Annotated in this window: 9 protein-coding genes; all 9 read right to left on the bottom strand. The window is 75.2% G+C overall.

The window, feature by feature from the left end; translation table 11 throughout:
- Positions 1–137: 137 nt before the first annotated feature.
- The 9 genes from LG634_RS19040 to mdlC all read right to left on the bottom strand — a co-directional run bounded on the left by LG634_RS19040 (position 138) and on the right by mdlC (position 11,038).
- Positions 138–602 carry a DUF6113 family protein gene (locus LG634_RS19040; protein ID WP_226735070.1) on the bottom strand — a complete coding sequence of 155 codons (465 nt, stop codon included), beginning with the start codon at positions 600–602 and terminating at the stop codon, positions 138–140.
- Entirely contained in the window at positions 599–1,504 is a 906-nt protein-coding gene (gene mshB / locus LG634_RS19035; RefSeq protein WP_226735069.1) for an N-acetyl-1-D-myo-inositol-2-amino-2-deoxy-alpha-D-glucopyranoside deacetylase, read from the bottom strand. The genes LG634_RS19040 and mshB overlap by 4 nt, the downstream gene beginning before the upstream one ends.
- 73 nt (positions 1,505–1,577) lie before the next feature.
- Positions 1,578–1,772, bottom strand: coding sequence for a hypothetical protein (locus LG634_RS19030; protein ID WP_226735068.1), 195 nt, complete (start codon positions 1,770–1,772; stop codon positions 1,578–1,580).
- 384 nt (positions 1,773–2,156) lie between these two features.
- The gene (locus tag LG634_RS19025) at positions 2,157–2,468 is read right to left on the bottom strand and encodes a hypothetical protein (protein ID WP_226735067.1); all 312 of its coding nucleotides are present in this window, start codon (positions 2,466–2,468) and stop codon (positions 2,157–2,159) included.
- Positions 2,465–4,354, bottom strand: a complete 1,890-nt coding sequence (locus LG634_RS19020; RefSeq protein ID WP_226735066.1) for a peroxidase family protein — start codon at positions 4,352–4,354, stop codon at positions 2,465–2,467. The genes LG634_RS19025 and LG634_RS19020 overlap by 4 nt, the downstream gene beginning before the upstream one ends.
- A gap of 12 nt (positions 4,355–4,366) precedes the next feature.
- Positions 4,367–5,719, bottom strand: coding sequence for a lipase family protein (locus LG634_RS19015; RefSeq protein WP_226735065.1), 1,353 nt, complete (start codon positions 5,717–5,719; stop codon positions 4,367–4,369).
- Positions 5,720–6,602: 883 nt separating this feature from the next.
- On the bottom strand, positions 6,603–7,931 hold the full coding sequence (locus LG634_RS37910) for a cytochrome P450 (protein ID WP_308072572.1): 1,329 nt from the start codon (positions 7,929–7,931) through the stop codon (positions 6,603–6,605).
- Positions 7,928–9,382, bottom strand: a complete 1,455-nt coding sequence (locus LG634_RS19005; protein WP_226735064.1) for an FAD-binding oxidoreductase — start codon at positions 9,380–9,382, stop codon at positions 7,928–7,930. Before LG634_RS19005 ends, LG634_RS37910 begins: the two co-directional genes overlap by 4 nt.
- Positions 9,383–9,433: 51 nt before the next feature.
- Entirely contained in the window at positions 9,434–11,038 is a 1,605-nt protein-coding gene (mdlC, locus tag LG634_RS19000) for a benzoylformate decarboxylase (RefSeq protein WP_226735063.1), read from the bottom strand.
- Positions 11,039–11,280: the final 242 nt, after the last annotated feature.

The raw sequence follows: 11,280 nt of genomic DNA, 5'->3' as shown, positions 1-11,280 counted from the left end.
CCGTCCACCATACTGGCCGCCGCCAGGGGGCAACTGACCGCCGGGGGAAGCGGGGTTCCTGTGGACACCCGGTGAACGCGGCGCGCGGCCGGTTCACAACCCCCCGCCGGGGACCCGCCATCGGCCGGAACGGAACGTCACCGGCCGGAACGGTAGGCGGAATACGGCCCTCCGGTCGACCCCTGAAGGGTGGCACAGATCACAGCGGCAACGATTCCGCCCAGCATGTACACATACGTACCTGTTGCCGGGGCGTAGAGGTTGTCGCCTTCGGGTCGCGGTGAGACGAACACCACGAGCACGCCGAGCCAGCCCAGGGCGGCCGCGCCGACCCCGATCGGCCCGTGCATCAGGAGCCGGCTCCCGACGAAGAGCCCGAGGGTGGCGAGCAGCGCGAGCAGCAGGCCGGCGGGCGGCCACAGCGCCACGACCAGCCCGCCGGCGATGCCGGTGGCCGCGCCGACGACCGCGAGGAGGACGAAGAGGCCGATCCGACCCGGGGTGAGCCGGGCGGTCAGCAGGCCGCCGGGGCCGGGCGTGGCCGGGGCCGCGGACGCCGCCGTGCGCGCCCGCGCGGGCTGCTTCTCCGGTGCGCCGCTCATGCGCCGGTCCCGGCGAAGAGGTCCTGCTCGCGGGTTCCGGCCGGGGCGCCGGAGCGGCCGGCGGCCAGCTCGTAGTACTCGCGGGTGAACAGCGGCTGCCCGAGGTCGTTGGAGAGGGCGAAGAAGGGGCCGGCCACGGCGATCTGGGTGGCGTGCGCCCGCATCGCGGCCGCCTTGGCCGCCTCGTACCGGGCCGCGTCCGGGCCGCCGCCGATCTCGGCCGTGATCTGCCCGTCGGGCACCACGCCGGGGACGTCGTCCACCTCGGCGATCCCCGGGAACGGCACGTCCGGGGCGGTGGCGCGGAGCCGGGCGAAGCCCTCCTCGGCCACCGAGCGGGGCACCCGGTTCCAGTAGATCTTGTCGATGGCGTGCGGCTCGCCGAGGTCCCGGCGGTACGCGGGCTCCGCGGCCAGTTCGGCGGCCCGCATCGCGACGCGGTGCGCCTTGATGTGGTCGGGGTGCCCGTAGCCGCCGTCGGGGTCGTAGGTGACCAGGACCTGCGGGCGGACCCGGCGGACCACCCCGACCAGGAGGGCGGCGGCCTCGTCCAGGTCGGCCTCCCAGAAGGAGCCGGGGCGCTTGTTCTGCGGGGCGCCCATCATCCCGGAGTCCCGGAACCGGCCGGGGCCGCCGAGGAAGCCGTGGTCGGCGACGCCCAGTTCGGCCATGGCCGCGTCGAGCTCGCCGATCCGGTGGCCGCCCAGGGAGTCCTCGCGGTCGGCCGCCAGATGGGCGAGCGCGGGCGGGATGACCTCGCCCTCCTCGCCCAGCGTGCAGGTGACCAGCGCGACGTGGGCGCCCTCGGCCGCGTACTTGGCCATGGTGACGCCGTTGTTGATGGACTCGTCGTCCGGGTGCGCGTGCACCAGGAGCAGACGGCGGGCGGGAAGACCGTTCATGGGCACAGCCTACGAGGACTCCCCCGCGGCACCGGGCCTCCCGCCGCGGTCCGGCCTGATCCGGCAGGCGGCCCTACAGCTTCAGCCCGCCGATCATGTTCGCGACGTTCGTGGTCAGCTCGCGCATGGTCGGGGCCATGGTGGAGCTGGACAGGTAGAAGCCCAGCAGGACGCAGACCACGGCGTGTCCCGGCTTCAGTCCTGATTTCTTGACCAGCAGGAAGACGATGACCCCCAGCAGCACCACCGCCGAAATCGAGAGTGCCACGGCGGTTCACCTCCACATCTGTTCGTAGCCCGGACGGCGTTCTGTGCACGTGGCGCAGTCATACCCACATGCGCCGTGCGCTACGGATCATAACTATCCGTGCCGACGCAAACTCGAGTCGCACTGGTGCACCAGGGGGGCGCACGGCTCATCTGCCGCAGGGCGCACGGGCGTTGGGCCCGAGCCCCCCGGGTCCGGACCCCCCGCCGCGGACCCGCTCCGGAACGGCCTTGACCGGGCACGACGAGCGGCCGGCCGGGCGGGGTCGCTCCCGCCCGGCCGGCCAACGGCACCCGCACGGCCGTACGCATGTCAGCCTGGCGTGTCCAGATATCGGGACCGGGTCGGCCAAGTTGCCTCTGTGTTAACGCGTTTGACGGTGGTTTAGGCCCTCTTGTCGGCGGCCGGGCCGGTCCGCAGCAGGGCGGCGGACCGGGTCAGGTCGCGGGCCGCCGCCGCGCACCGGTCCGCGAGCCGTTCCACCCGCTCCCGGAAGGCGTCGGCCTCCGGCCCGCGCCAGCCGAGGGCGGCGGCGCTCTCGCGCAGCCTCCGGGCCCGCTCGTGGAGGGCGGCCGCGTGCGCGTGCAGACCCTCCTCGGGTCCGAGTCCGGCAGCAGGGGCGACACGCCCGGGCCCGGGCGTGTCGCCCGCCTGCGCGGCCGTCCGCGGCCCGGGGACGGCCCCGGCGGCCGTCACAGCGACCGCCAGGGGGCGAACGCGTTGGTGACGCCGTCGAGGGCGGGTGCCAGCTCGGGGTGGTGGCGCAGCAGGACGGAGACCATCGAGTTGCGGTCCACCCAGCGCAGCCCCTCCGCGGTGTAGATCTCCGGCCGGTAGTCGGTGGTGAAGAACCGGTCGCTCTTGAGCCGCCGGCTGGCCATCAGGATGAAGATGCGGAACAGCGAGTCGCTGAAGCCGAAACCGGCCGGGCGGGGCTCGGCGAGGTTCCCGACGAGGGTGTCGACCCGGTCCAGCCGGCCCTCGTACAGCTCCTCCAGGAGCGGGGTGTCGGCGGGGTGGCCGCCGGTCAGCTCCTCGAAGGAGGCGACCGGGCGCTTGCGGAGCATCCGGCGGTAGGAGTTGTACCGGGGGATGCCTCGTTCCCGGTCGCGAAGGATGTCGACGGTGCCGAGGTCGACGTGCTCGCCGGTGAGCCGGGCCAGGTTGCGCAGGGCGTCGGGGTGGTTGTGCAGGACCAGCGCGCCGGGGTGTGCGGTACCGAAGGAGTACAGGAGGTCCGCGGTGCCGTACGTGTCGACGCTCGTGCGGGTCGCGGCGCCCTGGAGGTCCGTGAAGCCGACCGTGTCGCGCAGGCCGCCGGCCTTGTGATCGCGAACGGTGAGCTCGTCGGGGATCAGCGGGTGGAGGCGGTAGGCGGAGACGAACTCCTCGGTCATGGAGAACGGCGCCGCGTGGTGCTCGGTCGGCGAGCCGAGGATCCCGCTGAGCATCTCGCCGGAGCCGAACCGGCCGTACTTCTTCGACACCCAGCGGGGCAGCATGCCGTACCAGTTGGTGTGCATCGCCTTGTGGAGGACGGGGGTGTCGAGGACGCCCGGGGTCCACTCCACGGTGTGGATCTTCGCCATGAGGGCGGTGTTGACCAGCCGGGCGGTGTGGAACAGCCGCTCGTCGTCCCAGGTGGGGTAGTGCGAGCGGAGGTGGTCGCAGACGGCGTTGTGCTCCTTGGCGAACAGGGTGTGGAGCAGGGAGAGCCCGGCCCAGTAGTCGCTGTTCATGCCGGTGTGGTCGAGGCACTCCCGGCCGGGCCGCGGGTCGGCGGGCAGCCGGCCGTCGACGACGGTCAGCCTGCCGTGCTCGCCGGTGCGCAGGGAGCGGCAGCGCTCCTCGTCGGAGCCGTAGATCTGGGAGCCGTCCCACCAGTGCGTGACGGTGTTCTCGTAGGTCGGCGGGACGCCCTGGGCGGTGTGTGCGGTCCGGTCGGGGCGGGTGCGGTTGACCCGCATCGGGCAGCCGCCGCCGTGTTCGGCCCAGTCGTCGTCGGGGGCGAGCGGGACGGTGAACGGCTCGGCCTCCTCGTTGTCGCCGTGGTTGGCCCAGCCGTGGTTCTCGAACTGGATCCAGGCGGCGGCCAGCAGGTTGAGGGTGGGCGCGGGCACGAAGGAGCGGCGGGCCAGCAGCTGCCGGCTGACCTCGCGGGGGCTCGGGGTCATCAGCTCGTCGTCGGAGCCGGGGAAGGCGAGGTGCAGCGGGGCGTTGCGGTCCAGCCGGGTGCCGGCGCGGCCCATGTCCTCGTCGTACGGGTCGTAGCCTGAGCCGTCGTAGGAGCGGTACGGCAGCAGCTCGGCGGGGGCCCGGCGGGGCCGCTCGCCACCCGCGCCGGCGGTGTCGTACAGGTTGCTGCGGCGCAGGTCGTCGCGGAGCACGCGGAGGTTGAGCAGGCTGACGGGGGCCGGCAGCTCGTGCCAGTCGCGGCTGCGGTTGATGCGGGCGAAGGCGGCCGAGCCGAGCCGTTCGAGCAGGCCGGGCGGGCCGTACGGGGGTGCTGCGGGGGTGCGGTGGGCGGCCTGGGCCGGAATGGCGGCGGCGGTGTCGGCCGGGGTTTCGGCGGTTTCGGTCATCGGGTGGGGTTCCTAGCGGTCGTGGAGCTGGAAGAACCGGTGTGCGGTGACGCGGCCGCGGAACGGGGCGAGTTCCGCGTCCACGTGGGTGCGGGCTTCGGGGGCGTCGTGCCGGAGGTTGTGGGCGTACCGCTCGGCGGCGTGGCAGAGCGGGAAGGCGTGCGTGTCGTCGGTCCAGGTGAACTCGGTGAACTGGGCGGGCAGCGGGTACGGCGAGACCGACGAGCGGCCCTCCAGGCTGGGCACCACGTCGTGCTCGTTGACGAGGGAGCAGACCCGGGTGGCGGGGTCGGCGGGCCGTTTGCCGTCGACGGGCGAGCCGATGGCGACGACCCGGGCGATCCGGTAGAGGGCGCAGAAGTCGGGGTCGGCGGCGAGGTTCATGGCGGTGATGCCGCCGAGGCTGTGGCCGACGAGAGCGAGTTCGGCGCCGGTGGGCACGGCCTCGCGGACGGCCTGGATGACGGCCCGGGAGTACGGGGTGGCCGGGCGGGCGACGGCGTGGATGGCGCCGAGGAGGTCCTGCGGGGTCTCGTTGCGCAGGCCGCCGGCGGCCATGCCGGCGAGCTGGACCACGTACCGGGTGGTGCCGTCGGGGCCGGCGACCCGCTGGATCAGCAGCAGGCCGGAGGTGCCGATGGCGTCGATGTTGTGGACGTAGCCGGCGATGGTGCCGGAGCGGTCCAGGCGGGCGAGGAGGGCGGGGTCGGAGGGGACCGGCTCGGCGCGGCCGGGGCCGCGGTCGAGGAGGGCCCAGAGACGGGCGCTGACGCCGAGGAGGGGTTCGGCGGTGGTCAGGGTGCGGCCGGTGGCGATCTCCCAGCCGGCGGCGTCGTTGAACGGGTTCTCGTCGGTGAGCGCGTTCCAGGCCATCAGGTCGGCGAAGGAGGGGGCGAGGAGGGCGAAGGCGCGTTCGGAGCCCTGGCTGCCGAGGATGGCGCGGAAGGCGCGGGCGGCCTCGCGCTGGCGGTCCTCCTCGATGGCGGTGACCAGGCGGGCGGTGCCGGGGTCGGCGAGGAGTTCGGGGTGGGCGACGGCGGCGGCGCGGACCCGGGCCTTCAGGCCGGTGACGGCGAGGCTGACGGCCAGGCTCTCGCGGCCGGTGAGCACGCCGGCGAGCCAGGCGGTGCGGGCCGGCAGACCGGGGCCGCGGGCGGCCCAGCCGAAGCCGGTGCGGGCGGTGAGGGCGCGGAGCAGGCTGCGGCGGGCGGGGGCCGGGAGGCGGCGGCGGGTGGCCAGCGCGGTGGCGTGGCGGGCGGCTGCTTCGACGGCCTCGGCGGCCTCGGCCAGTTCTCGGCACAGGGCGTGCAGTGCGGTGACGTCCGGCTCGGCGGTGTCCGCCGGTGCGACTGCCTCTTCGGTCATACGTCCTCCTGTGACGACTCGATCGTTCTTGTCCCGGCCCTGCCGCGACCGGCCCCTCCGGCGCGTGGGCCCCTGCGGGGCAGTCCAGCCCCCTGACGCTTGAGCCCCTGCGGGGCAAATCCCCCCGCCGTTCAAAACCCCGCGGGGCGAACCCAGCCCCTCCGGCACTTGACACCCCGCGGGGCGAATCCAGCCCCTCCGGCGCTTGAGGAGCAGATCCGGGCAGAGCCCGGGAACCGGCACAGCCACCCCCAGCCCCTCCGGCGCTTGAGGAGCGGGTCCGGGCAGAGCCCGGGAACCGGCACCGCCACCCCCAGCCCCTCCGGCGCTTGAGGAGCAGGTCCGGGCAGAGCCCGGGAACCGGCACCGCCACCCCCAGCCCCTCCGGCGCTTGAGGAGCAGGTCCGGGCAGAGCCCGGTGCCCGGCGCCGGCCGGGTTGCCTTGGGGCTCCACCCCGAACCCCGCTCCTCAAACGCCGGAGGGGCTGGAAGTGCCCCCGCCCGGCGGGCAGTCGGCCGGAGGGGTTGCGCAGCCCGGTGGGCAACCGACCCTGGTGGGCTGGTTTCGGGGCTCCGCCCCGGACCCCGCTCCTCAAACGCCGGAGGGGCTGGATTTCCCCCCGCCCGGTGGACAACCGGCCGAGGGACTTGCCCCGCCCGGTGGGCAACCGGCCGGGGGATTCGCCCGCCCCGTGGACAACCGGCCGAGGGAGTTGCCCGCCCCGTGGACAACCGGCCGAGGGAGTTGCACCGCCCTGTGGGCAGTCGGCCCGAGCCCAGGGGAGTTGCCCCGCCCGGTGGGCAACCGGCCCGGGAGGGGCTGGATTGGGCCCGCCCGGTGGGGCAGCAGGACCGGGAGCGGTGGGGAGGGCACGGGGAGGGGTCAGTGGGCGCAGAGGGGAAGGGGGGTGGGGAGCAGGGCGCCGGGGAGGGGGCGGCAGGGATGCGGGGCCCCCGCGGGAGGCGAGACGCGACGGCCGCGGAGGAGTTCGCGGCAGACCGCGGTGCCGAGGAGCAGGCCCAGCTGGTCACCGGGGCAGCGGCCACCCCCGTGGCCGAAGGGCGCCATCCGGGTGTCCCGGTCCGCATCCCGCGCCAGCCACCGCCCCGGCACGAACAGCTCCGCCGCCGGCACGGTCTGCGGATCCCGCTGGAGGAAGCCGACCGGCACCAGCACGTGCGTGCCGGCCGGGTACGCGACCCCGCGCCACACCGTCTCGGCCCGGGTGACCCGTACCAGGTCCGGGACGACCGGCCAGAGCCGCAGCGACTCCTGCAGGCAGGCCCGCATCCGGGTGTCGTCCCCGCGGGCCGCGTCCTGCTCGGCCGGGTGGACGGCGAGCATCAGCAGGGTCCGGGCGACGACCAGGGCCACCGCGTCGACGGCGAGCAGCCAGTGGTGCGCCTGCCCGGCCGGGTCGAGCTCGGGGAACTCGGGCCCGGCGGGGACGGACAGCGCCCGCGCCACCAGCGTGTGCGGCGGCGCCTCCGCCGCGTACTTCTCCAGCCGGGCGGCGACCTGCGCGTACAGCCGCTCGTTGGCCGGGTTGCGGCTCTTGCGCATGCCCATCCAGTTGGCCTCCTCGCGCAGCCGGACCAGCCCGCGGTGGAGTTCCTCGTCGTGGGCGGCCCGGTCGCCGAGGACGATCCGGCGCCCGATCCGCTCCAGGGCCCGGCGCAGGGCGGCGTACTCCAGGACGTCGGAGGCGGTGAGCGGGGCGCACTCCTCGGCGACGACCGCGAGGAACTCGGCGCACGACGGGTGCACCGGCCGGTCGGCGGCCAGCGCGTGGTCGTTGACCTCGCGGCGGGCCTCGCGCAGCGCGCCGTGCGAGCAGATCACGCCGGTGGGTTCCAGGACCTCCAGCATCCTCACCTTGTCCACGGCGTCCATGGCGAGGTGGGCGACGGGCTCGGCGAAGAACCGGGCGACGTCCGCGGGGTCGAGCAGCACCAGCAGTTCCCCGGACAGCCCGCGGATCCGCACGGGCGCGCCCCCGTACCGGGCGCGCAGGGACCGCAGGGTGGCCGTGGACCAGCCGTACTGGCCGAGCGCGCCGAAGGCGGCGGCCAGCCGCGGGCGGGGGGCGGCGATGCCGCGGGCGAAGGCGGGCAGGGTGTGGGTGAGGGCGAAGCGGACGGTCTCGGCGCGGCCGGCCCGGGCGGGCCGGGCGAAGGAGGCCGTACGGGCCGGGGAGGTCAGCTCGGTCACGGCCGCACCGCCCCGGCGGCGCTGGGCGCGGGCGCCGCGGCGAGGTCGAGGACCTTGCCGGGGTTGAGGAGGTTGCCGGGGTCGAAGAGCCGTTTGAGACCGCGCTGGAGTTCCAGGGCGACCGGGTCGAGCTCACGGGCCAGCCAGTCCCGCTTGAGGGTGCCGATGCCGTGTTCGCCGGTGCTGGTGCCGCCGAGGGCGAGGCCGGCCGCCATGATGTCGTCGTACGCGGTCTGCGCGCGCCGGAACTCGTCGGGGTCGGCCTCGTCGAAGACGACGGTGGGGTGCAGGTTGCCGTCGCCGGCGTGCCCCAGGGTGAAGATCCGCAGCCGGTGCCGGGCGGCGATCTCCTCGATGGTGCCGACGAACTTGGCCAGTTCGGAGCGCGGTACGGCGACGTCCTCGATGAAGGCGGTCGGCCGGCCGGGCAGCGTGGCGGCGAGGGCGCGCAGGGCCGGGGTGACGAGCCGGCGGGCCTCGATGACCTGGGCGGACTCTTCGGTGGTGGTGGCGGTGACCATGTCGAGGGCGCCGGCGCCGGTGCACAGCCGGCCGATCGCGGCGAGTTCGCGGGCGGCGGCGGCCGGGTCGGGGGCGTCGCTCTCGACGATGAGGGTGGCGGCGCTGCCGGGCTTGAGCAGCGAGCCCCCGTGGGCGACGACGGCGTCGGTGGTGGCCCGGTCGAGGAGTTCCAGCGCGGACGGCAGGTGCCCGGCGGCGGTGATCGCTGCGACGGCGTTGCCGGCTGCGGTCAGGGCGGGGAACTGGGCGAGCAGCGCGAGGGCCGGCGGCCGGGCGGGCCGCAGGGCGAGGGTGGCGCCGACGACGACGGCGAGGGTGCCCTCGGAGCCGACGATCAGCCGGGTCAGGTCGTATCCGGCGACGCCCTTGGCGGTGTCGCGGCCGGTGCGCAGCCGGCGGCCGTCGGGCAGGACCAGATCGAGGCCGAGGACGTAGTCGGCGGTGACTCCGTACTTGACGCAGCAGATGCCGCCGGCGCCGGTGGCGATGTTGCCGCCGATGGTGCAGTGCTCCCAGGACGCGGGGTCGGGCGGGTAGCAGAGGCCGTGTTCGGCGACGGCGCCGGCGAGGGCCTTGGTGGTGACGCCGGGTTCGCAGCGCACCAGCCGGTTGGCGGGGTCGATGCCGAGGATCCGGTCCATGCGGGTGGTGTTGAGGACGACGCAGCCGTCGACGGCGTTGGCGGCGCCGGCGAGCCCGGTGCGGGCGCCCTGCGGTACCACGGGGACCCGCAGCGCGTGGGTGGCGGCGAGGACGGCGGCGACCTGGTCGGCGGTGCGCGGCAGGGCGACGGCGACGGGGGCGCCGGGTTCGGAGAACGGGGCCGCGTCGCGGGCGTGGGCGGTCAGCTGCCCGGGGTCGGTGAGCAGGGCGCCGGGCTCGGGGAGCGCGGCGCGCAGGCGGGCGAGGAGCGGGGTGTCGGTGGACATGCCGGCCTTCGGTGTCGGGAGGGGCGGGGGCTCAGCGGGGGTGGCAGCGGGTCAGAGGGTGGGCAGCTCGGTGGTGACCGGTACGTCGATGAGCACCGGTCCGTCCTGCTGCTGCGCGGAGTCCCTTACGAGCTTGGTGAGTTCGCCGGCGCCGGCGACCTGGTGGGTGCACAGGCCGTAGCCCTGGGCGACGGAGACGATGTCGAGGCCGGGGATGTCGAGGCCGGGGGCGCCCTGGGCGCGTTCGACCTGGGCGAACCAGTGGAGGATGGCGTACGAGGCGTTGCTGAGGACGACGAAGGTGACCGGCACGCGGTAGCGAGCGGCCGTCCACAGGGCCTGGACCGCGTAGTGGATCGAGCCGTCGCCGATGACGCAGACCACGGGCCGGCCGGGCACGGCGAGCTGGGCGCCGACGGCCGCGGCGGCGCCGAAGCCCAGGCCGCCGCCGGCGGAGAACAGGTACGAGCGGGGCCGGGAGATCCGGGTGGCCTCGTGGAACTGCGGGATGTTGGAGGGGGATTCGTTGACCCACAGGGTGTCCTCGGGGGCGCCCGTGGCGATGGCCTTGAGGGCGGCGAGGGGGCTGAGCACGCCGCCTTCGGGTTCGGCGTAGCGCAGTTCGCGCGGGGCGGGCCGGAGCGGGCCGCCGGCCGGCAGCCGGTCGGCGAGGGCCCGGGCGGTGAGGGTGAGGTCGGCGACGAGGGCGTCACCGACGGGCGCCTTGGCGGCCTCTTCGGCGTCGCGGGTGAGGAGGACCAGTCCGGCGCCGTCGGGGAGCACCTCGCCGGGGACGTACGGGTAGTAGCGGAAGACCTGGGCGCCGATGACGATCACCAGGTCGTGTCCGGCGAGGGCGTGTCCGAGCGGGCCGATGGCGGGCGGCAGGTCGCCGCGGAACTGCGGGTGGGTGCGGGGGAAGGAGACGCGGGCGGCGGCGGGCGCGGCCCAGACGGGCAGTCCGCCGCGTTCGGCGAGGGCGAGGACGGCGTCCCAGGCGCCGGAGTCGTCGACGTCGTCGCCGACGACGAGGGCGGCGGAGCGGGCGTGCGCGATCCGGTCGGCGAGGGCGGCGACGGCCTGCGGGGCGGGCACGGCGGCGTGCGTGATGCGGCGGGCGGCGGCGGCCCGGGCAGCCCGCTGCTCCGGCTCGGTCAGCTGCGCGTCCATGTCGTCCATGGGCAGGGAGAGGAACACCGGGCCGCGGGCGGGGGTTTCGGCGGTGTGCACGGCGCGGGCGAGGGCGGGCGCGACGTCGGCGGGGCGGGGCGGTTCGTAGGCCCATTTGACGGCGGGCTGCGGGAGCAGGGTGGCCTGCGGGTTGGTGAGCAGCGCCTCGGCGGTCATCATGGCGCGCACCTGCTGGCCGGCGGTGACGACCATGGGGGTGCGGTTGGCGCGGGCATTGAGGATGGCGCCCATGGCGTTGCCGGTGCCGGGGCCGGTGTGCAGGTTGACGAGCGAGGTACTGCCGGAGGCTAGCGCGAACCCGTCGGCCATGCCGACGACCACGGCCTCCTGGAGCCCGAGCACATAGCGGAAGTCCTCGGGGAACTGCTTGAGCATCGGCAGCTCGGTCGAGCCGGGGTTTCCGAAGACGGTGGTGATGCCGCGTTCCCGCAGTACGTCGAATACGGCTTCTCGGACCGTGCGCATGATGCCCTCCGCGCAGTTGGGGACAACTGTCGGTGACACATCGTGCACGTTCTGTGGATCTTGGCAAAACGCCTGCCGGTGTACAGCGGGTCTGCTAAAGCGCCGGTCCGGGGCGACCGCGGGGCCCGGCCGGGCGGCGGATCCCCCGGGCGCGCGGGCCGTGGTCCCGGTCACGCTCCGTCCACCCGGCGCCCCGGACACCCCCCGACCGGGTGAGTGCGGGCGGGGGCTTTCCGGGGCCG

The sequence above is a fragment of the Streptomyces bambusae genome (genome assembly GCF_020532645.1).
GTDB classification, from domain to species: Bacteria; Actinomycetota; Actinomycetes; order Streptomycetales; family Streptomycetaceae; genus Streptomyces; species Streptomyces bambusae.
Note: the sequence above shows the minus strand (reverse complement) of the source record. Positions and strands in the feature narration are given on the sequence as shown.